This window comes from Indolivaga capnocytophagoides DSM 22835 (assembly GCF_000426485.1).
Classification (GTDB): Bacteria; Bacteroidota; Bacteroidia; order Bacteroidales; family Dysgonomonadaceae; genus Dysgonomonas_A; species Dysgonomonas_A capnocytophagoides.
Genome location: NZ_AUFL01000004.1, coordinates 1 through 24,296 on the forward strand (window position 1 = coordinate 1; position 24,296 = coordinate 24,296).

The 24,296-nt window shown below is 36.6% G+C and carries 19 protein-coding genes and 1 rRNA gene; 12 read left to right on the forward strand and 8 right to left on the reverse strand.

The genetic code is table 11. The features are described from left to right. Positions 1–173: 173 nt before the first annotated feature. Both rrf and K322_RS0100015 read left to right on the forward strand, forming a co-directional pair. Positions 174–284, forward strand: a 5S ribosomal RNA gene (rrf, locus tag K322_RS0100010). Positions 285–352: 68 nt separating this feature from the next. Continuing rightward, positions 353–808 (forward strand): GNAT family N-acetyltransferase, encoded by a 456-nt coding sequence (locus K322_RS0100015; RefSeq protein WP_035330951.1) that lies wholly within the window; start codon positions 353–355, stop codon positions 806–808. A 3-nt stretch (positions 809–811) separates the two neighbouring features. Here the strand turns inward: K322_RS0100015 and K322_RS0100020 are convergent, their stop codons facing one another. After that, the gene (locus K322_RS0100020) at positions 812–1,633 is read right to left on the reverse strand and encodes a tetratricopeptide repeat protein (RefSeq protein WP_026625005.1); all 822 of its coding nucleotides are present in this window, start codon (positions 1,631–1,633) and stop codon (positions 812–814) included. Between the two features lie 431 nt (positions 1,634–2,064). On the opposite strand from K322_RS0100020, the gene K322_RS0100025 reads away from it, so the two are divergent. The 4 genes from K322_RS0100025 to K322_RS0100040 all read left to right on the forward strand — a co-directional run bounded on the left by K322_RS0100025 (position 2,065) and on the right by K322_RS0100040 (position 7,580). Further along, positions 2,065–3,144: an aldose epimerase family protein gene (locus K322_RS0100025; RefSeq protein ID WP_026625006.1), complete on the forward strand. Its 1,080-nt coding sequence runs from the start codon at positions 2,065–2,067 to the stop codon at positions 3,142–3,144. A gap of 123 nt (positions 3,145–3,267) precedes the next feature. Next, positions 3,268–4,605, forward strand: a complete 1,338-nt coding sequence (locus tag K322_RS0100030) for an MFS transporter (RefSeq protein WP_035330955.1) — start codon at positions 3,268–3,270, stop codon at positions 4,603–4,605. Positions 4,606–4,996: 391 nt separating this feature from the next. Next, positions 4,997–7,027 carry a transketolase family protein gene (locus K322_RS0100035; RefSeq protein ID WP_026625008.1) on the forward strand — a complete coding sequence of 677 codons (2,031 nt, stop codon included), beginning with the start codon at positions 4,997–4,999 and terminating at the stop codon, positions 7,025–7,027. 85 nt (positions 7,028–7,112) lie between these two features. Beyond that, on the forward strand, positions 7,113–7,580 hold the full coding sequence (locus K322_RS0100040) for an RpiB/LacA/LacB family sugar-phosphate isomerase (protein ID WP_051290522.1): 468 nt from the start codon (positions 7,113–7,115) through the stop codon (positions 7,578–7,580). Positions 7,581–7,636: 56 nt separating this feature from the next. Here K322_RS0100040 and K322_RS0100045 read toward each other — a convergent pair whose 3' ends face one another. Beyond that, positions 7,637–8,374: a hypothetical protein gene (locus tag K322_RS0100045; protein WP_026625010.1), complete on the reverse strand. Its 738-nt coding sequence runs from the start codon at positions 8,372–8,374 to the stop codon at positions 7,637–7,639. 518 nt (positions 8,375–8,892) lie between these two features. Here K322_RS0100045 and K322_RS18190 point away from each other — a divergent pair. The 5 genes from K322_RS18190 (at position 8,893) to K322_RS0100070 (ending at position 12,819) form a co-directional block, all read left to right on the forward strand. Beyond that, on the forward strand, positions 8,893–9,537 hold the full coding sequence (locus tag K322_RS18190) for a glycoside hydrolase family 25 protein (RefSeq protein ID WP_246037251.1): 645 nt from the start codon (positions 8,893–8,895) through the stop codon (positions 9,535–9,537). Next, positions 9,537–10,532: a S41 family peptidase gene (locus K322_RS0100055; RefSeq protein WP_026625011.1), complete on the forward strand. Its 996-nt coding sequence runs from the start codon at positions 9,537–9,539 to the stop codon at positions 10,530–10,532. The genes K322_RS18190 and K322_RS0100055 overlap by 1 nt, the downstream gene beginning before the upstream one ends. 28 nt (positions 10,533–10,560) lie before the next feature. Beyond that, positions 10,561–11,121, forward strand: a complete 561-nt coding sequence (locus tag K322_RS0100060) for a LemA family protein (RefSeq protein ID WP_026625012.1) — start codon at positions 10,561–10,563, stop codon at positions 11,119–11,121. A gap of 37 nt (positions 11,122–11,158) precedes the next feature. Beyond that, positions 11,159–12,157 (forward strand): DUF3137 domain-containing protein, encoded by a 999-nt coding sequence (locus K322_RS20040; protein WP_051290524.1) that lies wholly within the window; start codon positions 11,159–11,161, stop codon positions 12,155–12,157. A gap of 116 nt (positions 12,158–12,273) precedes the next feature. Next, positions 12,274–12,819 carry a 30S ribosomal protein S16 gene (locus K322_RS0100070; RefSeq protein ID WP_026625013.1) on the forward strand — a complete coding sequence of 182 codons (546 nt, stop codon included), beginning with the start codon at positions 12,274–12,276 and terminating at the stop codon, positions 12,817–12,819. A 102-nt stretch (positions 12,820–12,921) separates the two neighbouring features. Here K322_RS0100070 and K322_RS0100075 read toward each other — a convergent pair whose 3' ends face one another. The 3 genes from K322_RS0100075 to K322_RS0100085 all read right to left on the reverse strand — a co-directional run bounded on the left by K322_RS0100075 (position 12,922) and on the right by K322_RS0100085 (position 17,433). Then, on the reverse strand, positions 12,922–13,206 hold the full coding sequence (locus K322_RS0100075) for a hypothetical protein (RefSeq protein WP_026625014.1): 285 nt from the start codon (positions 13,204–13,206) through the stop codon (positions 12,922–12,924). A gap of 103 nt (positions 13,207–13,309) precedes the next feature. Further along, positions 13,310–15,154 carry a chloride channel protein gene (locus tag K322_RS0100080; protein ID WP_026625015.1) on the reverse strand — a complete coding sequence of 615 codons (1,845 nt, stop codon included), beginning with the start codon at positions 15,152–15,154 and terminating at the stop codon, positions 13,310–13,312. Between the two features lie 110 nt (positions 15,155–15,264). After that, positions 15,265–17,433 carry a bifunctional alpha,alpha-trehalose-phosphate synthase (UDP-forming)/trehalose-phosphatase gene (locus tag K322_RS0100085; protein ID WP_026625016.1) on the reverse strand — a complete coding sequence of 723 codons (2,169 nt, stop codon included), beginning with the start codon at positions 17,431–17,433 and terminating at the stop codon, positions 15,265–15,267. A gap of 274 nt (positions 17,434–17,707) precedes the next feature. Between K322_RS0100085 and K322_RS0100090 the strand changes: the two genes are divergently transcribed. Continuing rightward, positions 17,708–19,501 carry a glycoside hydrolase family 15 protein gene (locus tag K322_RS0100090; protein ID WP_026625017.1) on the forward strand — a complete coding sequence of 598 codons (1,794 nt, stop codon included), beginning with the start codon at positions 17,708–17,710 and terminating at the stop codon, positions 19,499–19,501. A gap of 81 nt (positions 19,502–19,582) precedes the next feature. On the opposite strand, the gene K322_RS0100095 is transcribed toward K322_RS0100090, so the two are convergent. From K322_RS0100095 to K322_RS18205, 3 genes are all read right to left on the reverse strand, one after another. Further along, complete coding sequence (locus K322_RS0100095; protein ID WP_035330957.1) at positions 19,583–20,686, reverse strand: PepSY-associated TM helix domain-containing protein; 1,104 nt, start codon at positions 20,684–20,686, stop codon at positions 19,583–19,585. Positions 20,687–20,699: 13 nt separating this feature from the next. Further along, positions 20,700–21,788, reverse strand: coding sequence for an alpha/beta hydrolase (locus K322_RS18200; RefSeq protein ID WP_051290525.1), 1,089 nt, complete (start codon positions 21,786–21,788; stop codon positions 20,700–20,702). A gap of 93 nt (positions 21,789–21,881) precedes the next feature. Next, the gene (locus K322_RS18205) at positions 21,882–24,257 is read right to left on the reverse strand and encodes a TonB-dependent receptor (RefSeq protein WP_084158477.1); all 2,376 of its coding nucleotides are present in this window, start codon (positions 24,255–24,257) and stop codon (positions 21,882–21,884) included. Between the last annotated feature and the right edge of the window lie 39 nt (positions 24,258–24,296).

The window sequence follows — 24,296 nt, forward strand, 5'->3', positions numbered from 1 at the left end:
AGACTACGACGTTGATAGGCTACAGGTGTAAAGGCAGTAATGTCATAGCCGAGTAGTACTAATTGCCCGAAACTTTTTCGTCAAAACTTCGCCTGTGTAACAGGTTTGCTACATACAAATTTTTAAAGACTTGTTCTTTTACATCACGTCTTAATATATAAGATCAAAGATATTAAGGTGGTTATAGCGTTGGGGATCCACCTCTTCCCATTCCGAACAGAGAAGTTAAGCCCACCCACGCCGATGGTACTGCAATTATGTGGGAGAGTAGGTAACCGCCCTCTTTTAAAGACAGGAAGTCCTGAGTAATTTTTTACTCGGGACTTTTTTGTTAATACTAGTTATTTGTGATATGATAATAAGACAATACAAAAAAGAAGATCAAGAATCTGTTTTATCTCTGCTTGAAGGAAATACACCAATCTATTTTGCTGAAGAAGAAAAAGATGATCTTATCCTTTATTTGGATAATTTTTCTGATAATTATTTCCTATTTGAAAAAGAAAATGTAATACTGGGATGTGGAGGTTATAATTTGACCGAAGATATGAGGACTGCTAAGATCTCTTGGGATATAGTTGACTATTCTTCTCTAGGTATGGGGATTGGAAGTAAACTGATGATTTATAGATTGAATAAAATTATAAAGATACCTTCGGTTGAGAAGGTTTCCGTAAGAACATCTCAGCTAGTTTACAGATTTTATGAACGGTTTGGACTTATTTTACAGGATGTTGTCCCTGATTATTGGGCAAAAGGATTTGACATGTACCGTTTGGAGTGTAAGTCCGACAAACTTATTTTATAACTGTTATTTACAAAGAAGCAGGTAATTTTTTATTAATTCCTGATCTGCTCCTAGTTCTTGAGCTTTTACAAAATCTTGTTTAGCACTTAATTTATCGTATTGCTGAAGATAAAACTGACCTCTTAATATATACAATAAAGCGTCTTCGTAGCCAAGCTGTTTGGCTTTATTTAAGTCATCTTTTGCTCTGGATAGCTTTTTCTGTTGGAGATAGCATTCAGCTCTATTAACGTAAAATACCGGTTGGTTTTTATACTTGTATATTAAATCTGTATATTTTTCTTCTGCGGCATTCCAATCACCTTTATTTTTAGAGAGAAAAGCCATACTACTCAGTGCCTGTACATTGTTAGGATTAGTTTTTAAAACCTGTTCAAAGTCGGTTTCTGCTGCTAGAAAGTTTTTTTCAGATAAGAAGATCAGGCCTCTGCTGTAGAGTGCATCTACATTGTCAGGATCGATAGAAAGAATTAAAGTATAATCTCGTTTAGCAGCTTGTAGGCTATCTAATTCGCAAAGTAGGGCTGCTCTGTTTTGCAGAGCAAATACAGCTTTTGGAAATTTGCCTAATGCAGAGTTATATGATACTAAAGCTTCTTCTTTTTTTCCTAGTTTCCGTTGTATAGTTCCTAAATTCGAAAGGAGAAGAATATTTCCTTCATTTCCAGGTTCTTTTCGCATAGCTTCTTTCAAAGTAACTTCGGCAGCTGCATAATCTTTTGCTTCGAGATAATCCATTGATTTAGAAACAAGTTCTTCATAGGTTTGAGAAAACGTTGAAAAAGATGCAAAAAGTGCTATAACTAAAAGGAAATATCGACTCATTCTAAAAATTTATTTGTAAATTTACTTCAAGTAATGTGGTAGACCTTTTTGTTGACATTGTAAGCATAATAAGAACAGTTAGTTATCATTTTGAAATGAAATGTTGAACTCTATCTGTTACTTAATATCAGTACAAATGTATGCTATAATATCTGTATATTATTAGTATATCTTTATAATTAATCATAATAAAGAATTAAAAATACTATATATAGCATCCATTTATCTATATATTAAATCTCATAATATATAGTGGAAATATGTGTTGTAGAACACTTTTTTTTTGGTGTGTTGACAAATTGAGATAGCTACTTTTACAGTCACAAAGCGATTAATAGATAAAAGAATATTTTCTTAATATAACTTGCTGATGTGTGGTTATATACATGTATTGAATATGATCTAATAATGTAAATTTAAAATAAAAGGAAATGAATAAGTACCCTGAAAAAACAAAATCCGGTTTAATTGTGTCTGATTTTGAAAAAGTAATAGATGGAAAACATACATCTCTTTATGTTCTTCAAAATAAAAATGGAGCAGAATTACTTATATCAAACTATGGAGCACGTATTGTCTCCTTGATAGTTCCTGATAAAGATAACAATTGGATTGATGTTGTAACGGGGCATAATAATATCGAAGAGTATCTGAACTCGGAAGAGCCTTATTTCGGAGCTGTATGCGGACGTACAGCTAACCGTATAGCCAATGGTAAGTTCACTTTAGAAGGAAAAGAATATACATTAGCTGTGAATAATGGGCCTAATAGTTTACATGGTGGTTTGAAAGGTTTTAATTCTGTTGTATGGGGGGCAACTCAACCCGAACAAAATACATTGATCCTTACCTATTTGGCAAAAGATGGAGAAGAAGGATTTCCCGGGAATTTACAAGTAACGGTAACTTATACTTTAACAGATAAAAATGAGGTAACTTTAAAATACGAGGCTAAAACAGATAAAACTACTATTCTGAATTTGACTAACCATGCATATTTTAATTTGTCAGGAGCAGGAGATGCTTCGGTTGCAGACCATCTGTTGACTATATATGCTGAAGAGTATCTGCCTACTGATGATACTGCAATACCTTATGGAAAGCCTGAAAAAGTAGTCGGAACGCCCATGGATTTTACAGCAAATCAATCTATAGGTTCTCGTATAAAAGATGATTTCCAACAGCTTATCTGGGCAAGAGGATATGATCATACATATATCTTGAATAAAAAAGGAGAAAAATATGATTTGGCTGTTAAATGTTATTCACCCAAGACAGGTATAGAAATGGATGTGTATACCGATCAGCCTGGAGTTCAACTGTATACAGGTAACTGGATGACCGGAAATTTTATAGGTAAAAACGGACAAAGATATCCTTCACAAAGTGCTGTATGTTTCGAAACTCAGCATTATCCGGATAGTATTCATAATCCGGAATATCCTTCAATAATTTTAAAACCGGAAGATAAATTTGAAAGTATTACAACTTTTGCTTTCTCTGTAAAATAATTAAAGTTGTATGCCTGTATAGTTTGGTAGTGAAATAACGAAAGTTTTTTGCATTATAATATTAATTATCAAATACTTTCTTTTACATAATAACCCTATAATATAATAATAAAAACAAATCTTATGACCATTAATGAACCCCAAAAGCAAAGTGGAAATGCCGTTGCAATAGTAACGATGATTTTCCTTTTTGCGATGATCTCGTTTGTTACAAATCTAGCAGCTCCTATTGGAGTGATTTGGAAAAATCAACCGGCATTTGCAGGATCTAATTTCCTTGGAATGCTAGGTAATTTGATGAACTTTACTGCTTATCTGTTTATGGGTATACCAGCCGGTAAATTATTAACAAAAATCGGTTATAAAAAGACAGCACTTATTGCTATTGCAGTAGGGCTTCTTGGTGTATTCACTCAGTTTTTATCAGGAATAGTTGGTGTTGGTTCCGACCTATTAGGATTACCTGCTAACTTTTATGTTTACCTGTTAGGTGCGTTTATTGCCGGGTTTTCGGTATGTATGCTTAATACAGTGGTAAACCCAATGCTTAATCTTCTTGGAGGAGGTGGTAACAAAGGAAACCAGTTGATTCAATTAGGTGCTACATTTAACTCATTAACAGGAACATTGACTCCTATGTTTGTGGGTGCCTTGATCGGGACAGTAACTGCAAATACTGCTATTACAGATGTGAATTCTGTATTGTTTATTGCAATGGCTGTTTTTGCTGTGGCTTTTGTTATCTTGTTCTTTGTTCCAATCAGAGATCCTCATGAAAAGAAAGCTACTGAAAAACAAGTGTTCGAAAATAGCCCTTGGAGTTTCCGTCACCTGGTATTTGGTGTTATCGGTATTTTTATTTATGTAGGTATCGAAATCGGTATCCCTGGAACACTAAATTTCTATTTGTCGGATGTATCTGATAAAGGTGCAGGCTTAGATCCTTCGAGTGCTGCAAGTATCGGCGGATTCGTTGCCGGAACTTATTGGTTCCTGATGCTTGTAGGTCGTTTCTTCGGTGGTATGATTGGCGGTAAGATCTCTAGTAAAACGATGTTGACAGGTGTATCTGCTCTTGGGCTTGTATTAGTAGCTTTAGCTATTTTTATACCTAAAACAGTAACATCTACTATGCCTGTATTTACCGGAGAGTCATTTGAGATGACACAGGTTCCGTTAAGTGCTTTATTACTGGTATTATGCGGATTATGTACTTCTATTATGTGGGGAGGTATTTTTAACCTTGCTGTAGAAGGTTTAGGTAAATATGTACCTGCTGCATCAGGTATCTTCATGATGATGGTAGTTGGTGGAGGTATACTTCCATTATTCCAAAACTGGGTAGCCGACAAAGTTGGGTACATGGGTAGCTACTGGGTAATATTTATCGGACTTGCATACTTGTTATTCTACGCTTTGGTAGGTTCTAAGAATGTAAATAAAGATATACCGGTAGAATAATCGGATCTTAAGATAAAAAACAGAAAACTGCGTGTGATATTTTCATACGCAGTTTTTTTAGGTCTTATACTTATTGCTTTATCAATAAGCTGTGTTATTAAATGCTTGCTGTTACTTATATATAAAATTTATGAGAAATAATTCATATAAAAGTATTTACAGAAAGATTATATTTATCTTGTTGACCGATAATGCTTCGACATGAAAAGTAATGCATTCTTAATTTACAATAACAATGAAATAATTACTCTAAAGCTGTGATTTTTCTTGTTTTATATGTTATATTTTGCTTATTTTTGTAATAGGTGTATTAATGTTTGTTTTACACTTATTTTTTATTACTTTTGAAATAAATAACTCTAAAATAATTAGCGTACTTATCTTTTTAATCATGAATGACATAAAAGTACTTAACAAAGCAGCTGATAATATACGTATCCTGGCTGCGTCAATGGTAGAAAAAGCTAAATCAGGACACCCCGGAGGAGCAATGGGGGGAGCAGACTTTATCAATGTACTGTTTTCAGAATATCTTGTATACGATCCCGAAAATCCAAGATGGGAAGGGCGTGACCGTTTCTTCTTAGATCCGGGACACATGTCTCCGATGCTCTATTCTACATTAGCTTTGACCGGAAAATATACGATGGAGGACTTACAGCAGTTCCGTCAATGGGGTAGTATAACTCCGGGCCATCCTGAATTGGATTTAGATCATGGTGTTGAGAATACTTCCGGACCTTTAGGTCAGGGACATACATATGCAGTAGGAGCTGCCATCGCTGCAAAATTTTTACAGGCGCGTTTAGGTGAAGTTATGAATCATACGATATATGCATTCATTTCTGATGGAGGTGTTCAGGAAGAAATTTCTCAGGGAGCAGGTCGTGTTGCCGGACATTTAGGGTTAAGTAACCTAATCATGTTTTATGATTCGAACGGTATTCAGCTATCTACAAAAACAAAGGAAGTAACTGACGAAGATGTAGAAGCTAAATATAAAGCTTGGGGTTGGCATGTGATTTCTATTAAAGGAAATGATGCGGCTGAGATCAGAAAAGCCTTGGATGAAGCTAAACAAGAAAAATTACGTCCGACTCTGATTATCGGCCATACCATAATGGGTAAAGGTGCCGTTAAAGAAGACGGATCAAGTTTCGAAGATCAGACTGCTACTCACGGTATGCCGTTAGGTGAAGCCGGAGCAAGCTACGAAAAATCAATAGAAAACTTAGGTGGAGATTCAAAAAATCCATTTGTAATCTTCTCTGAAGTTAAAGAGCTTTATGCAAGCAGAGCTAAAGAACTAAAAGCCATAGTTGGAGAAAGATTAGCCGCAAAAGACAAATGGGCTGCAGCTAATCCTCAATTGGCTGAAAAATTGCAACGTTGGTTTTCAGGGGAAGTTCCTCATATAGATTGGGCAGGCATTCAACAAAAGAATGATATCGCTTCACGTGCCGCATCAGCTGCCGTATTAGGGGTATTGGCCCAGAATGTTGAAAATATGATTGTTGCATCTGCCGACTTATCAAATTCTGATAAGACAGACGGATTCTTGAAATATACTCATAGCCTGAATAAAAATGATTTCTCAGGAGCTTTTCTACAAGTAGGTGTTTGCGAGTTGACAATGGCTTGTTTATCAATAGGTATAAGCTTGCATGGAGGTGTAATTCCTGCGTGTGCAACATTCTTTGTATTCTCTGATTATATGAAACCAGCTATCCGTATGGCGGCATTAATGCAACAACCTGTGAAATTCATCTGGACGCATGATGCTTTCCGTGTCGGAGAAGACGGACCTACTCATGAGCCAGTAGAACAGGAAGCTCAATTGCGTTTGATGGAGAAATTGAAAAACCATCATAATCAGAATTCTATGTTGGTTTTACGTCCGGGAGATGCTGTAGAAACTACTGTAGCTTGGAAACTGGCAATCGAAAATACATCTACTCCTACGGGCTTGATTTTCTCTCGTCAGAATATTAAAAATCTTCCGGCAAAAGGTTCTCGTTATGAAGAAGCTTTACAATCGGCAAAAGGTGCTTATATTGTGCAGGATTCTCAAAATTATGATGTAATTTTGTTAGCATCAGGATCAGAAGTCTCAACTTTAGTTGACGGAGCTAAACTTCTAGAAGCAGATGGAATCAAAACAAGAATTGTATCCGTTCCTTCGGAAGGTTTATTCCGTAATCAGCCTAAAGAATATCAAGATTCGGTATTACCGGCTGATAAAAAGAAATTCGGATTGACCGCAGGCTTACCTGTAAATCTTCAGGGATTGGTCGGTGACAGCGGAAAAGTCTGGGGACTTGAAACGTTTGGTTTTTCTGCTCCTTATAAAGTGTTGGATGAAAAACTTGGCTTTACAGGAGAGAATGTATACAATCAGGTGAAAGATTATCTGAAAAAATAAAGTTTCAGCTCGCTCTGCTTGTTGATTCTCTTGGTAAGTATATCATTAATATAAATAGGTCTGTGACCTTAAAATAGAATTAAAGATGGCTGCTTCACTTTCATTATTTTCGCAATCAGAGAAACCTATAGGTATCTGTAGCGACCATGCAGGATTTGAAATGAAATCGTACCTGATATCTTTATTTGAAGAAAAAGGTATAGTGTATAAAGATTTCGGAACATATTCGGGCGAGAGCTGTGACTATGCCGATTTTGCACATCCACTAGCGATTGCTGTCGAAAATGGAGAATGCTATCCCGGTATCGGATTATGCGGAAGTGGTAATGGTATCAATATCACATTGAACAAGCATCAGGGAATACGTTCGGCTTTGTGTTGGACTGAAGAAATCGCAGGATTGGCACGTGCTCATAATGATGCTAATATTATTGTCCTTCCTGCCCGATTTATTTCGGAAGAGGAAGCGTATAATATTCTGGTGAAATTTTTGAATACACCGTTCGAAGGTGGGCGGCATCAAAAACGTATTGATAAGATTCCTGTAAAATGATAGACTTCTAAGGATATGTTTAAGGAGGGATAGCTAACAGCTATTCCTCCTTTTATTTATAACCAGAATATAGCTGCTTGAATAACAATATTTAAAGGTAACAGCCAATATATCCAGCTCATGGATATTCCACCTAATAAAATACCCGAAATAAATTTGTGTACTTGTATATAGAGGATATAACTAAGAGAGCGGGTATCCTTTTTTTCGCTTAACTCTGTGTGCATAGTCTGAAGGAAATCACCAAAAGGTATCTTGCTTAAGATAAAAATTATAGCTTTCTGTACATATTTGGGAAGCTTTTTACCATATACTTCCAGCATCAGGCTGCCGATATTGAGTGATTTATGTATGTTTTTTCCGGAAATCTTATTTCCTCCTGATATCACTATATCTATTATTTTCGTACATATTTTCTGGAAAAAAGGTTCTAGAAGTTTGTAGCATACCTCGATAGTATTCATCAGCAGGTATTTATATGTGAAAATAAAGGAGATAATCACAAAGATTGTACCTATAATAAATGATAATACGGCATAACCGTAATGACCGCTTTCGGATTCAGTTAAATATCTTAGTAGGTGAAAACCAAAAAATAAAAGATTTATAATGCCGAATAAAATAAAAGCTAAAGCGAACAGCTTTATAGCCTTGACACTCTGTCTGGCTCCATCTTTTAAAAGTTTGGAAAGAGAAAATGACCTATTGTCGTTGTTATCGAAATTGTTGGGAACTGAAACATTAGAGTCTGTTATTTTAATGTTATTATCTGATGAATTTTTAGCGTGGTTCATTTTAGGGAAGTGTTGATTATGGTCAAATATATAAGAAAACCATGAGAAATTAAGGTGTCAGACCTATTTATTTATGAATAATCACAGGTAAACGTGTTGATATACTTGTTAACTAGAAGATTTGTTTACTGTATATATAAATACTTGCTGTAACTTAAATATTCTAATTCACTCACAGTATTTTTGAATAAGCCTTAAAATATTACCTTTGTCAGTATCAAGCAGCATAAATATTTTTATCTATATATAGAGCGTAGATAAGTTAACAGTCATTAGTTATCAACTGAAAAGGTAAAAAGTAACATCTGAAAAATTGTACATTGATAATGTAACCTTTGTTACCTTTTCGAAATAAAACATTGATGACTGTTAACTGACAACTGTTTATTGTTCGGCTTAGTTGAAAAGTAAAAATGAAACGGAAAAAATCAAAAGATAGATTTAAGGTCATAATATGTATAGCAACTATGATTGTAGTATGCTTATCTTTAGGCTATTTTTTTTATAAGAAAAATAAGATGTCCAATACTTTTGATAAGAGTAATAAATATTCGGTGAGAGGAATAGATGTATCACATCATAATCCGATACTGAATTGGATCGAAGTAAAAAATGAGGATATTAATTTTGCATATATAAAAGCAACAGAAGGGATAACCCATGATGATCGCAATTATCCTTATAACTATAAATTGGCGAAGGAAAATAATGTGAAAATAGGTTCGTATCATTTCTATAATTTCGGAGTTTCGGGGCGTGAACAAGCGAAGCATTTCATCCGAATCGCTAAATGTGAGCCAGGCGATTTGATACCCGCTATAGATGTTGAACATTCTCCGTTTAATCCTTATAGTAAAGATACATCGTTTGTGAGATCTGTTATTAAAGAGTTAAAGATTATGGAGCGTGAAGTGTATGAGTATTACGGTGTACGCCCTATGATTTATACAAACATGGATTGTTATAAGCTTTATATAAAAGATCATTTTCCAGACAATCCTGTATGGATAAGCAGTTTGAATAAAGAGCCCGGAGACGATGTCGGTAATTGGGTAATATGGCAATTTTCGCATCACGGAAAGCTTGCCAGCCATGATGGAGACATAGATCTCAATTATTTCAGATATACGATTGACCGATTAAGTGAAATATGTATGCCATGATGAAAAATTTACTGATTATATTATTTCTGGGATTCACTTTTTCCTCGTGTTTTCATGAAGAAGAATATGAAAATTCAAAGCAGGGGAATTTCGAACTTTTATGGAAGATAATCGATGAAAAATATTGTTTCTTCGAATATAAAAATATTGACTGGGATGAAGTTCACGACCGCTATGCTGCCCGCATAACCGAAGATATGCCTCAGGAATCTTTTTTTGATGTATTGGGTGAAATGTTAGCTGAACTTAAAGACGGCCATGTGAATCTGATCGCCAATCATAATATAAGCCGTTATTGGAAATGGTTTGAAGATTATCCCGATAATTTTGATGAGAAAATACAGAAGAATTATATCGGAACGGATTATTCGATTGCAGGAGGAATGAAATATAAAATACTGAATGATAATATAGGTTATATATATTACGGAAGTTTTTCGAGTGGAGTAGGAGAGGCCAATCTTGACCAAATCCTAAGCCGAATGGCAATTTGTAATGGTATAATCATAGATATACGTGATAATGGCGGAGGGTTGATCTCGAATGCCGAAAAAATAGCAAGCCGATTCTTTGAACAGAAAACTCAGGTCGGATATATAATGTATAAAACGGGAAAGGGGCACAATAGTTTTTCTAATCCGTATCCGCGCTATATAAGTCCTTCATCAAGGGTCAGATATCAGAAGAAGGTAGTGGTAGTGACGAACAGAAGCTGCTATAGTGCTGCCAATGATTTTGTAAATGCAATGACATATGCTCCTAATGTAACTATTATAGGAGATAAGACCGGTGGTGGTAGTGGTTTGCCCTTCTCCTCGGAGTTGGTGAACGGCTGGTCGGTACGTTTTTCTTCTTCACCTATGCTGAATGCTGCAAAAGAACATATCGAATTCGGAATTGATCCGGATATTAAAGTCGATATGACGAATGACGATATGTCGAGAGGTTTAGATACAATACTCGAAACTGCACGAACATTCTTAAATAATAAATAATTCAAAATAACTCAAACAAATTTATAATATGACACTTTTATTTATTCTTATACCGATTGCAATTGTAGTTTTAATAATTATAAGTATCCGTAATGGTCTTATAGCTAAAAAAAATAAGGTTGAGTATGCTAATGGGGCGGTAGACGCTATGTTTAAACAACGTTATGATCTTATTCCTAATCTGGTAGCTTCGGTTAAACAATATATGCAGCATGAGAGCGGAGTATTAGAGCGTTTGGTTCAATTACGTTCGCAAGCACAGCAGCCTAATTTGAGTGATCAGCAACGAAATTCATTGAATAAAGAACTGGATCAGGCTTTCAAGTCTTTTAATATTTCAGTCGAAAATTATCCTAATTTGAAAGCCAGCGAACAGTTTACAAAATTACAATCTTCGTTAAACGAATGCGAAGGTCAATTAGCTGCTGCCCGTCGCACCTACAATGCTGCTGTAATGGAATATAATAATGCGATAGAAATGTTTCCGTCGAATATCTTCGCGTCTCAAATGGGATACGTCCGAAAGGAAATGATAGAAGCAGCTGAACAGGAACGTATAAATCCGAATGTCGGGAATCTGTTTCAGTAAACTTTGCTCATCCGAAGAATAGAACAACAACTCAACTATGGAAAACGAATCTTTATTAACTAACCTGAATCTGCGGGTAGATGATCTCTTATTTAATTTACGGTATATATTAGAACCTATAGAAGAGCAGCGGGTTGAAGTGAAACGAAAGACGAAAATCTTTTGGAGTATACTTCTGTCTTTGTCTTTTCTGATTGTATTAGCCGCTTTATCGGGCTTTCTTATTATTCTGTGGGCGTTTATAGCTGTCTTTATCGGCGGAATCGTGTGGTATGTCATGTGGATATCTCCGATGGAGAAGATGATGAAAAATTCCTTTTATGAAAAAGTAGTTCCGCATATAATATCAGAATTTTTATCAGATTCATCTTTTTCAATTGATAGTTGCATTTCCGAATCGGACTACAATAAATCGGATATATACAGAAAAGGAGTAGACCGTTATTCCGGAGACAATTTAATATGGGGGATATTGGGAGAGACTTCTGTTCGTTTTTCAAAACTTCATACCGAATACAAAACTGAAAGACGGGACAAGAATGGAAATACGAAAACCGATTGGTCTACAATATTTAAAGGTGTTTTTTTAGTGGCTGATTTTAATAAGAATACTAAAGGGAAGACTTATATACTAAAGGACAGTGCAGAAAAAATACTCGGAGGTGTCGGACGTTGGATGCAGGATAAATTCGGTGCTTCGGGACGAGGTGAAATGGTATATCTCGAAGATTCGATATTTGAAAAAGAATATGTGGTTTATTCGACTGATCCTGTCGAAGCTCGATATATACTGACCCCATCTATGCAGGAATGCTTTATAGAACTGTCTCGATATTTCGGCTCAGGAAATGTCTCTGCATCTATTATTGATGGACATGTGAGCCTGGCTTTGTCCGGTAGAAACAAGCTGTTTTCATTTGCCGGAAATAAGAATCTGACTGATGCTTTAACAATCAGGTATTATGCCGAAAACTTATTACAAATATTGAAAGTTGTAGAGATATTAAACCTAAATACGCGTATCTGGGGACGATAAGCAATGGGCTTATTGAATTTATCACAGATAATAGGCTGTATATATAAAAGTTATTCTTAACTTTGCATCCGCTAATAAATAATTATGCATTAATTAAAAATTAACAAGAAAACAAAATGGCTACAAAGATCCGTTTACAAAGAAGAGGACGTAAAGATTATCCTTTTTATCAAATCATTATTGCAGATAGCAGAGCTCCACGTGATGGTAAGTTTATTGAAAAGGTTGGTTCATACAACCCAAACACTAATCCTGCTACAATTACGTTAGACTTCGACAGAGCTTTGTACTGGATGCAAGTTGGTGCACAACCAACAGACACAGTTCGTAACATTCTTTCGGCAGAAGGTGTTCTTTTGAAGAAACACTTGTTGGGTGGTGTTAAGAAAGGTGCGTTCACTGAAGCTGATGCAGAAACTAAATTCCAAGCATGGAAAGAAACTAAAGGCAAAGCTGTTGATTCAGAGAAGAGCAAAAATGCAGAAGCTGCTGCAAGTGCTGCAAAAGCACGTCACGAAGCAGAAGTTGCTGCAAACAAAGCAAAAGCTGATTTAGTTGCTCAGAAGAAAGCGGAAGCTGCTGCTGTTCAGGCAGAAGCTAGCGCAGAGGTAGAAGCTCCGGCTGAACCTGCTGCAGAAGCAACTCCAGAAGCAGAAGCTTAATCTAAGCAAAGAAAAAATATATAATTACGATTATATATTACCAAAAGAAGAGATTCAAATTATTTGAATCTCTTCTTTTGGTTTATGATTTGTATAAGATTTTTACTTTCTTTGGTCTTCAGTTTCTTTATACCATTTATAAAGAGAGTTATCTGCAAATTCGAATATCCAATGGAATTTGTACATATCTTTATATTCGATAGTTTCATATTCCTTATTATTTTCATAAATTTTGCCGCTTGTCTGGTAGTCTTGTCCCATCAGTGACACTACTTGTTCTTTTGTCATTCCTAACTCAATTTGCTTAAGAGCCGAATTATACGTCTTTAGTCCGCCGCATGCACTCAATAGAGTCATAACAAAGAATGCTAATAGTACTTTTTTCATAATTTAATTTATTGTTTATTCTTCAAATATAAACAAAGCAAATAGTTTATAGTTCATGATTTTTTAGCTTTCGATATGTAGTTATGTCTTTTCGTATGATTTCTTAGTCGTAAAAGTCCTGTAACTGATTGCGGTATGCCGAAAATATTTTCGATTTGGATAGAAAACCCACGTATTTACCTTTGTCTACTACCGGAAGATTCCACGATTGTGTAGTTTCGAATATATCCATTACTTTTTCCATACGTGTATTTACTTCTATACATATTGGAACCGAAGTCATGAGATCCGAAATAAGTGTAGTATCATATAAACTGGTCTCGAATAATTGTGGTCGTATATTATCTATATAGACGATACCTTTTAATATTGAATTATGATCTATTACCGGAAATATATTTCTTTTGGATGCAGTAAAACTTTCGACAAGGTTTCTCAAAGTATAATCGGTATATATTGGTATAAAATCAGTTTCTATCAAATCGTTTGTCTGCAAAAGAGTTAATACTGCTTTGTCTTTATTGTGTGTAATTAATTCGCCTCGTTTAGCTAAACGGTCTGTATAAATCGAATTAGGCTCTGCCAGCTTTGATACTACAAATGAAAATGCGGCTGTAAGAGTGATAGGTAAGAATAGATTATATCCTCCTGTCGTTTCGGTTATCAAAAAAATGGCTGTTAGCGGGGCGTGCATAACTCCGGCTAATACACCAGCCATACCAGCAACTACAAAATTCTTATTACTAACCGAGAAAAAAGGAAACATATTAAAAACTGTGGCTATAATATAACCCGATACTCCTCCCATAAAAAGAGAGGGTGCGAATATACCTCCGACGCCTCCGCTTCCTGTCGTGATAGCCATTGCTATGACCTTGAATATCATAACAAGAAACAGGAAAGTTATCAATAGATAGATATTCTTTTGTGTTCCATAAAAGAAACTACTATTGACCAATTCGTGAGATTGTCCGGTAAGAATCATATTCAGAGCTTCATACCCTTCTCCGTATAATGGGGGCAGTAAGAATATAATGATCCCGAGTATAGTACCACCAATAACAAGTTGACGTATCGTTCCTGAATATTTGCCTGCGGTTTGCTTTCTTCTGAATCTTTTTAGCTTAATGTCATAGACTATATATACCTTTCCTAAAAGATCGATCCAGTTCTCGATCTTCTTAGTTCCTTTTACAAAATAGAGCGAAATTACTCCGGTTATCAGCCCTAACAAGATGTAGAACGGTAGGTTGTGTATAACCAAAGGATCCATTACTGTAAAGGAAAAAGCAGCCCCGTCTCTTAAGAATAGCCACGATACAGCTGTTCCTGCTACCGCCGATATTAAAAGGGGAATAATAGACCATGTGGTTAGGTCTATCATTAGTATTTCAAGTGCAAATACAACTGCTGCAACCGGAGCCGAAAAGATTCCCGCTGTTGCTCCTGCCGCACCACATCCAAGGAGCAGAGTCGTTGTTTTGTAATTGAGCCTGAAAAAACGGCTGATATTAGATCCTATTGCCGATCCGCTTAATACAATGGGGGATTCCAATCCTACCGACCCCCCGGAACCTACAGTCAATGTAGAAGCAACAAGAGACGAATAGGTATCCTGTAGCTTTAGTTTACTCGATTTTTTAGATATTGCATATAGTATACGGGTGATTCCCTGCAGCCTTTTTTCTTTAAGAACCAGACGGACAAATAATACAGTCATAACCAGTCCGAAAAAAGGAAATGCAAAATATACAATACTCACAGAATGGATATCGAGGCTTCGAATCAATAAGCGGGTCATGAAAAATACCATGTTTTTCAGAATAACGGCTGCAAACCCCGATAAAATACCCACAATAAGACTTAATAATAAGATAAGCCGTTGTTTCGGAATCTTTTCGGAAATATTCCGGATCCATTCGGTGCAATGCCGTAATCTGTTTATCATGGTTGTCTATTGTTCAAATATGGTGTTGTTAATAAACCGGTATGAAACCATTTACTCACAAATATATAAGATTCTACGACAAACACAAGACTTTACAGAGCTACTTGTGTTTATGCTCCGGTAATTCTTTTCAGGAAAGGAGTGACTAATGATTGTGCCGGAAGGTTATATTTGGCAATATCGGATATGCGTCCGACTTTTATAGTTACACTATCTGAGGGCAGCACGGCAAACATATCTTCGTCAGTGGTGTCGTCTCCTATTGCCATGATAAAATCATACTTATCCTGACTCATCAGACGGAGCGTTTCACTTCCTTTGTTGTAATCGGATGATTTTATCTCGATAACTTTATTTCCTCTCATTATTTGAAGGTTGAGACGAGAACAGGGATTAATCAGTTCTTTTATCAGCTGATTAACTCTTAGATCGGCCAGCCAGGTATCTACTGCTCTGTAGTGCCATACTAAAGCAGTCTTTTTTTCTTCGATTTTAGAATATGGAGTTTTCTTAGTTGTATGTTTCAGTATGTTCATTACTTCATCATCCCATACTATTTCCTGTAGATTGCTATGCCATACACCGTTTTCTTTGTAGTATACACCGTGTTCGGCTGCAAGTCCGATGTTCAGTTCACCGAACCATTTATCGAGAGTTTCACTGTTTCGCCCGCTGTTTATAATAACCTTATTCTTCGGATCATCGGATAACTTAGCTAAGAGTTTCAGTAAATCTTCTCTCGGATATGCTTCTGTCGGATCTTTGTAAAACGGCGATAAAGTTCCGTCATAGTCGAATATGATTAGTCTTTTTGATGCGTTTTTATAAGAATTCTGAATGATTTCAACCTGATTATTGTCTATGACCTTAGCATATCTGTCATTATTGTGGTCTTTAATTGTTTTAAGCTCTGATATAAAATCAGAAGCCCATTGTTCGACTGTTTGAGTAGATACAATTTCCTGCAGTTTTTTTAGCTTAACAAGCTGTTTGTTAACTGGCATTTCGAGGGCTTCAATAATCCCGTCTTCAATTTCTTTTGTATTATTGGGGTTTACGATGATTGCATCGGATAATTCAATGACAGCTCCAGCCATTTCACTTAGAATTAACACACCGGGTTTGTCTCTTTTAGCTGCAATATATTCTTTTGCAACCAGATTCATACCGTCTCTAAGGGGTGTAACAAGTGCAATATCGGCAAGATGGTACATCGCTGTTAGCTCTTCGAATGAAAAAGCCCTGTAAAAATAGTAGACAGGAGTCCAGCTTAATGTAGAATATTTACCGTTTATTCCACCGATAAATTCATTGATCCTTGTTTTTAGTTTTGCATATGTATCGACAGTATCACGAGAGGGAACAACGATCATGACCAAAGATACCTTTCCATGATATTGGGGATTGTGTTTCAGAAACTTGATAAAGCCTTTTAACCTCTGAATGATTCCCTTACTATAATCGAGCCTGTCCACCGATAAAATCAATTTATTGCTTCCGAAACCTTCCCTGAGTTGTTTAGCTTTTTCCTGTACTTCGGGACGAAGTATGGCATCGTGAAATAAATTGTAATTAATTCCCATCGGAAAAGCGTCTACTTCAACAATTCGGTCTTCAAGTTGGATTTCATCCAGGACACATTCATGCCCTAGTACCCTGTATACTGCACTCACAAAATGCCGCATATAATCGTATGTGTGAAAAGCGACCAGATCAGCACCCAGCAGACCTTTCAATATCTCGGCTCTTTCGGGTAATACCCTAAACATTTCATAGGACGGAAAAGGGATATGATGAAAGTATCCGATACTTACATCCTGTATTTTTTCACGAATCATAGCAGGCAGCAGCATCAGTTGATAATCCTGTATCCATACAATATCTCCCGGCTCAATGATTTTGAGAGCAGCTTCGCAGAACAAGGCATTTACTTCTTTATAAGCTTCCCAATAACTATTGTTTGAGCCCATGTACGAATAAAAATAGTGACAAAGAGGCCAGATTGTACTATTACTGTATCCTTCGTAGTAGTTTTTAATTTGGGAAGGAGTGAGATAAACCGGATGAAAGTTAAGATCTTCCATTTGATTGTCGATTTCGGCTTTTTTATTATCATCATTGATATGTAAACCCGGCCATCCCAACCAATGTTTTTCGCGTTTAGTAACTAGTGATCCGAGACCTGTTGCAAGTCCTCCTTCACTTTTGATCAGTTTAAATTCATTTTTTTCCTCAACAATTTTCAGAGGTAATCTGTTAGATATAATGATAATTTTCATAATTCACTCGAATATGTAGTTGTCTGTATGCGAAAAGGTCGAAAGATCGGAATGCTTTCCGGATGTATATTTTAGTCTGTATAGACGTCTCTTAATGCTAGGTAATAACAGGTCGTTATTGATTTCAGGAGAGACAATAAGCAGGTCTGAGACCTTAAATCTTATCGCATAGAATAAATACTTTACTCTATAAACGTAAGAAAGGTGCATTGTGTTCAATGTGCTGATTTTTGAACTTATCCGAAAGTGCGTTTCGGAATAAAAAACAATTGATATGAAAGACTTAGACTATGGTGTGATAGGTAATTGCAGATCAGCGGCTTTAATCTCAAAGTATGGGAGTATCGACTGGCTCTGTCTGCCTGATTTTGACTCTCCTTCAATTTTTGCAAAATTATTGGATGAACGAAAAGGCGGATCGTTCGCTATCGAGGTAGATGACTCGTATATGATCACTCAGGAATATAAACCGGGAACGAATATTCTTCAGACCAGATTTGAGTCGGTTGACGGTGTTTTCGACCTGTTGGATTTTATGCCGAGGTACAGAACTACCGATAACACTTATTATATGTCTCCCGAATTGTACAGGTTTATTAAGCATGTCAGTGGGAAACCCCGCTTTAAAGTTATATATGATCCTGTCATGAATTATGCCCGGGAAGAGGCTGTTTTTTCGAAAAAGAATAATTATATAAGAACATCTTCGAAGTCAAAGGATATGGATAATGTTTATTTGTATTCGAGTCTCGATTTTGATACGATTTTAAATAGGGAAGAAGTTGAGCTTACAAAAGATGAATTCTTATTTCTTTCATATAATCAAAAGCTGGTAACAGTTGATCTGAACAGGGTAAGGCTCGAATATCAGCGTACAAAAGTATATTGGCTCAACTGGAGTTATCGATCTAAACGTTTCGATACTTACGGCGATAAGATTGCCCGAAGTTTGTTAGTCTTGAAATTGATGTCTTATCAGTCTTCAGGTGCTGTATTAGCTGCTCTGACAACGAGTATTCCCGAAACAATCGGAGAGGTGAGAAATTGGGATTATCGTTTCTGTTGGATCAGGGATGCGTCGATGTCAATAGAAACTCTCCTTAAAATGGGACATCCTAATGCAGCTGGGCGTTTTCTAGGCTTTATCAAGAGCATATTAAAACTGAAATACGATCAATTCCAGATCATGTATGGAATAAGGGGAGAGCGTACTCTTACGGAGGAGGTTCTTCCTCACTTGTCAGGTTATGGAAATTCACGTCCGGTTCGTATCGGGAATGCTGCTTACAACCAGAAGCAAAACGACTCGTTAGGATATTTGATGGACGTTATATACAGTTACTACCAGTATTTTCCGGGTAACCTCGATGAAGTCGAAGAAATGTGGGAGATTGTTCGTAATATCGTAAAGACAGTGATGTCTGAGTGGCGTAACAAAGATCAGAGTATTTGGGAATTCCGTAATATAGAAGGGCATTTCGTTTTTTCCAAAGTGATGTGCTGGGTAGCTTTAGACAGAGCGATTAAGATTGCTAAGTTGCTGAATAAAGATGATTATGCGGCAGTGTTGGAAGATGAAGCCAATAAAATATATGACGATGTTTGCACTAACGGATGGAATGAGGAACTGCAAAGTTTTACGCAGGCGTACGACAACTGCGATATGGATGCCTCTTTGCTATTGATGGAGCAATATGGTTTTATTTCAGCTGAAGATGAGCGTTATATAAAAACAGTGAAATGTATTCAAAAAGAATTGTCACACGAAGGGCTTATGTTCAGATATAAGAATCATGATGATTTCGGAACACCTTCATCTTCATTCACTATCTGTACTTTTTGGATGGTGAGGGCTTTGTTCGTTATCGGGGAGAAAGAAGAAGCTCTGAATTTATTCAATCAGTTGATGACTTATTCAAATCATGTAGGGTTGTTTAGTGAAGACCTCGATTTTTGTACAAAGCGTCAATTGGGCAACTTTCCTCAGGCTTATTCTCATTTAGCACTTATAAATACAGCAGTTCTTTTCTCTTGGGAAAAAACAAATTCTCAGTTTTTGAGACCATAAAAATTAGAAATAGCCGACTATTTAAATGAATAGTCGGCTATTTTGTTCATCTTGATAAGCTTAGACTAAAGGTCTGAAACCTTATTTTTTCTTTTTTCGTTTGCTCCACCAGATAAAGAATCCTGTAACAGGAAGACTGCTCGCTATAAGACCTCCCATAAAAGTAACAAACTTGCCTAATTGTCCCATCCAGTTACCCATATGTAAAACCCATACCGCATTCTCTATTTTTTCGTGTTTTAGTACACTTTCCTGCATCTTGATTTCTTTACCAGAATAACGGTCATAGTAAAAATATTCAGGAGATTGGGCGCTTTTCAATCCGATACGGTCTGCTACACGTCCCATGTAATACCCACTCGAATCAAGCTTATAAGTATTAAATTGAATTTGATCTTTATCGGGATATCTTTCGAAAGTATATTGGATTAATGAGTTGATATCGGCGGGTTGTTTTCCTTCCTGATATTTAGGCATCTTTTTCTGCCATTCGTGAGAAGTTTCTGCTCCCGATATCTTCATTAATGAATCCGATAATGGCTCAAATGCAATCAATAATCCTGTTAATGATAGAACTAACATAATTATTAAAGCATAAAAGCCTAAAACTTTATGCAGATCGTAGTTTAACCTTTTAGCAGTAGATTTGAATTTTATTTTTAGAGAAGCATCTCTTGTTTTTTTGTTCCACTTTTTTGGCAACCATAGCACAATTCCTGTAATCAACTCTATAATGAATATAATCGTTGCAATATCTATAATCCACTGGCCGGTTTTACCTAGCAGTAAAGAATTATGGAGGTGAGCGGTTATATAAAAGAAATAAATGGTGTTATCGTCTTTTAATATCTTGCCCGAATATGGGTCGATATATATCATACTTAAACCTTCGGTACGGCTGAATGTATTGAACCGGACGCTTCGCTCTGGATCTTTATATCCGACCATATAGCTGATAGCTTTACTGCGTGACGGGTATTCTTTCTTTATAATATTGATGAGTGAATCTACAGGCAGACGGGTGTCCTTTACTTCTTTTACATATTTGGCATCACCTGCCGATAAGTCCATTATCTCGTCGCAATAGACGATAATTGTACCTGTAATGCAGACAAAGAGTACAATAAGAGCCGAAATAAGCCCCGGCCATAAGTGTAACCACGATATTAGTTTTTTTGTTGTCATAATATGATCTGTGTTATTTTAGATTTCCCGATTTAGCTTTATCCAAACTTGCTTTGGCATTTTTACTGTCTGGATAATTATTCAGATTGTATTCGAATATCTTGATAGCGTTCATCTTTTGATCTACCGATAGAGCGTATTTTCCTATATTATCAATCAGTGATTCATCCGGAATAAATCTGTATCCTAGTTTTTCTGATAGTTTTTTGTATTGCTCTTCTATTATTTGAGGTTCGTACGGAATCTTTTTCACAGGAAGGGTTATTCCTTCGAAAATATATCTCAGGGCATCAAACATGCCCGGTATGATAATTGTCCCGTGATCCTCATCCTCATAGTATTTCCAACCTGTATTCAGATTATTATTGGGGGCAGAATTCAGTATTTCCTTACAAAACTGATGAATAGTTTTGGAATGTTTCTGTTCGTCATCGGGTTTGTCTTCATCTTTAGCCATTGCAATATAAAGAGACCTCTTATCGAAGTTCTTAGACTTCCATATATTTTGCGCTTCATTATATACCTTTCGGTTATCCCACCATAGGCTCGGGTCTAGTACTACATACGCATCGAATGATGTTGTTTGGTGTACTAAGGTATTCATTGCGTAAAGTCCACCGAAGGAGTGCCCTATGAGTATATTGTATCCCGAGGTGCGGTAAGTTGAATCTATTAAAGACCTCAATTCCCCTGTTAAGAACTTAGTAAAGTTATCACTGCCTCCACTGTTGGTAAACATATCTTTACCATTGTGTTTCAATAAAGACCGGGATGGTGTAAGATCACGGGTACGGTCTGTATTTGGGATGCCTACAATGATGCATTCGGGCATATTATTATACATACCACGAGTGAATGTTTGCTGTATTCCAACCAGAGCCTGAAAGTTTTTATCTCCGTCTAATAAGTAAATTACAGGATATTTTGCTTTTCCGAATGAAGGATCGCTGTATTCCGGTGGAAGGTATACCCAATATGGCCTGTCTTCGTTGATAGTGGGAGAGTGCATCGAGTATTTATAACCTATATTGATTGCTTCCTGCGAATATGTTTCAAACAGAAAGAAAGTACCAATGAGTATAAGCAGAAGCTTTAGTTTCATACAATTTTTTATTAGCTATAAATCGTCCGGCGTTGAATATTTTCAGCACCGGACGATTGTTATTATTAAAGTTAAGGTCTCAGACCTTAGTTATCAGAAGCGATAAGTGATGTTTGCAAGGAACTGTCTCGGGGATTGTGTTTCTCCGTAATAGTCTCCTAACCAATATCTTTTATCTGTGATATTATTTAGCTTAGCTCCGATTCTGAAATTGGAATATTCATAAAAAACAGTGGCATCGAGTTTTCCGTATCCGGATACTGTAATACTGTTTTTTGCATCCAGAAAACTGCTGCTCGCAAAGTTTCCTCCAAGACCGATACCAAATCCTTTTAATGTTCCATTCAGAATTTTCTGGCTGATCCAGAAGTTTCCAAGATGTTTGGGTGTTGCGATATCTCTTTTTCCGTTAGCATCGCCTTTTTCGAACTTGTTATCGTTGAAAGCATATCCTATAATGATGTGCATCCCCGGCAGAGGGTTTGCAATGACATCCATTTCGAAACCTTTACTTATCTGGGTTGCGTCCTGTACACTGTAATTAGTTGCAGTAGATCCTTCGGGAGACGCAATTGAACGAATTCTGTCTTCCACCTTTATATGATAAAAACTAATAGTACTGTTTAGTTTCTTATCAAAGAATTCCAGTTTAAAACCTCCTTCCCACTGGAAGGCATGTTCGGGTTTGAAGGGTTTGATTTCACCTTCGGGATTAGCTATTGCAGGTCCTTTGTTTTTAAATCCGTTCATGTAATTTGCAAAGATAGAAGCTTTATCTTTTACTACTTGATAGACAATCCCAAATTTTGGAGACCAAGCCGATTGCATATAATTGTTTTGCACATCATCAAAGCGGTCGAAACGTACACTCGCCATAACATCCAGTTGTTCAGTGATATTAAAAACATCCGAAACATAGGCACTATATGTTCGTGTGAAACGTTTGTTTGCAGATGGTTTATTAGCACTTGCCAGCTTATTGTTATATTGGTCGAGGAAAATAGGAGCATCTTGCCCATGTAAGCCTATGTTTCCTGTTGTATTGCCATTCAGACTCTTATCATATGGATTAAGGGTCGAACGGGTGTCACTTGTTGTTAAACGAGTATAATCTAATCCGACAAGAACTCTGTTTCTGAATTGTCCGAGGTAAAAATCACCGTTGAAATTTTGTTGTAATTGTTGTGTCGTAAATACACTTGGTATGTGCATCATACGTCTGCGCAGACTGTCTTTTGAATACACATCAAGAAAAATATAGTTCGCATCGTTGTCTGTACGTGCATATGAACCTAAAGTCTGCGATGTCCAGTTCTCCGAAATTTTGTATTTGACCTCACCGAATACATTTAATACTTCGGCTTTACTGGTTACATCATTTGATGCAAAGGATTTATCCCAATCCCAGTTCAAATCATTTAAGTTTGAAATAATTCCGCTGCTAGGGTTGATGTAAGCTGTTGTACGGTTCGATTTGAAATATTCGGCATCAACAGTAACTGATAACCTTTCGCTTGCATTATAAGTAATGGTAGGCGCAACCATAAAAGTTTTATTGATACCATAATCTTTATACGAATTCTCTTTGTGTAATGCTGTATTTACACGAAAAAGGACTTTTCCTTCGTTATCGAGCGGGGTATTATAATCGGCAGTAACACGGCCTAATCCCCATGCTCCGGCTGTGAATCCTACTTCTCCTGATTTTCCGTCATGAGCTTTTTTTGTTACTCTATTAACAAGGCCTCCATACGAAATAAGGTTTGTTCCGAATAATGTTGCAGACGGACCTTTGATCACTTCGATGCTTTCGAGATTAGCAGGATCCGACAATGATACATAATTTGTTGCCATACCATTACGGATAGATCCTGCTCCGTCCGCTCCAGCGAAGCCACGTAGACGCATTGCCAATCCTGTACCTCCTGATCCGACACCTAATGTTGCTCCAGATACACCCGGGGCTGAAGTCAGTACATTCTTAAAATCAACCGCGATCTGCTCACCCAGCAGTTCTTTTGGTATTACTGTATATACCTGAGGATTCTCGAGGTTTTTGACAGGCATACGGGCTACATAATCAGATTTTTTTTGAGCGAATTTGGTAATCATACTATTAACCACAACTTCGTTCAGGGCATTGGCTCCTAAGTCGAAAGTAATGTTGCCTACATTTACTGTTTTTCCGGCTTCGACTTTTACGGGCATTTCCTGGGTCTTGTTGCCCATATATGAAAATAGTACGGTGTAGCTGCCTTCGGCTACTTTAATTGCAAACTTACCGTTCTCGTCAGAGTAATCTCCTTTGCTGTTATTTTTGATGGATATCGATACCATCTCTATAGGAGTGCCTTCATTCGTTACAATTGTACCGGTAATTGTTCCCGTGTTCTGGGCTTTTACCATGATACATGTCAATAAGAATAACAAACTGATTGTCATTCTGCATGCGACTTTTTTTAAGTTCATTCTTTACTGATAAATAGATTAATACTTCCTAAAACCTCG

Excerpts from the sequence above, each read along its gene's own strand:
- K322_RS0100015 (WP_035330951.1), top strand. The coding sequence starts at position 353 with ATGATAATAAGACAATACAAAAAAGAAGATCAAGAATCTGTTTTATCT.
- K322_RS0100020 (WP_026625005.1), bottom strand. The coding sequence starts at position 1,633 with ATGAGTCGATATTTCCTTTTAGTTATAGCACTTTTTGCATCTTTTTCA.
- K322_RS0100025 (WP_026625006.1), top strand. The coding sequence starts at position 2,065 with ATGAATAAGTACCCTGAAAAAACAAAATCCGGTTTAATTGTGTCTGAT.
- K322_RS0100030 (WP_035330955.1), top strand. The coding sequence starts at position 3,268 with ATGACCATTAATGAACCCCAAAAGCAAAGTGGAAATGCCGTTGCAATA.
- K322_RS0100035 (WP_026625008.1), top strand. The coding sequence starts at position 4,997 with ATGAATGACATAAAAGTACTTAACAAAGCAGCTGATAATATACGTATC.
- K322_RS0100040 (WP_051290522.1), top strand. The coding sequence starts at position 7,113 with ATGGCTGCTTCACTTTCATTATTTTCGCAATCAGAGAAACCTATAGGT.
- K322_RS0100045 (WP_026625010.1), bottom strand. The coding sequence starts at position 8,374 with ATGAACCACGCTAAAAATTCATCAGATAATAACATTAAAATAACAGAC.
- K322_RS18190 (WP_246037251.1), top strand. The coding sequence starts at position 8,893 with ATGTCCAATACTTTTGATAAGAGTAATAAATATTCGGTGAGAGGAATA.
- K322_RS0100055 (WP_026625011.1), top strand. The coding sequence starts at position 9,537 with ATGAAAAATTTACTGATTATATTATTTCTGGGATTCACTTTTTCCTCG.
- K322_RS0100060 (WP_026625012.1), top strand. The coding sequence starts at position 10,561 with ATGACACTTTTATTTATTCTTATACCGATTGCAATTGTAGTTTTAATA.
- K322_RS20040 (WP_051290524.1), top strand. The coding sequence starts at position 11,159 with ATGGAAAACGAATCTTTATTAACTAACCTGAATCTGCGGGTAGATGAT.
- K322_RS0100070 (WP_026625013.1), top strand. The coding sequence starts at position 12,274 with ATGGCTACAAAGATCCGTTTACAAAGAAGAGGACGTAAAGATTATCCT.
- K322_RS0100075 (WP_026625014.1), bottom strand. The coding sequence starts at position 13,206 with ATGAAAAAAGTACTATTAGCATTCTTTGTTATGACTCTATTGAGTGCA.
- K322_RS0100080 (WP_026625015.1), bottom strand. The coding sequence starts at position 15,154 with ATGATAAACAGATTACGGCATTGCACCGAATGGATCCGGAATATTTCC.
- K322_RS0100085 (WP_026625016.1), bottom strand. The coding sequence starts at position 17,433 with ATGAAAATTATCATTATATCTAACAGATTACCTCTGAAAATTGTTGAG.
- K322_RS0100090 (WP_026625017.1), top strand. The coding sequence starts at position 17,708 with ATGAAAGACTTAGACTATGGTGTGATAGGTAATTGCAGATCAGCGGCT.
- K322_RS0100095 (WP_035330957.1), bottom strand. The coding sequence starts at position 20,686 with ATGACAACAAAAAAACTAATATCGTGGTTACACTTATGGCCGGGGCTT.
- K322_RS18200 (WP_051290525.1), bottom strand. The coding sequence starts at position 21,788 with ATGAAACTAAAGCTTCTGCTTATACTCATTGGTACTTTCTTTCTGTTT.
- K322_RS18205 (WP_084158477.1), bottom strand. The coding sequence starts at position 24,257 with ATGAACTTAAAAAAAGTCGCATGCAGAATGACAATCAGTTTGTTATTC.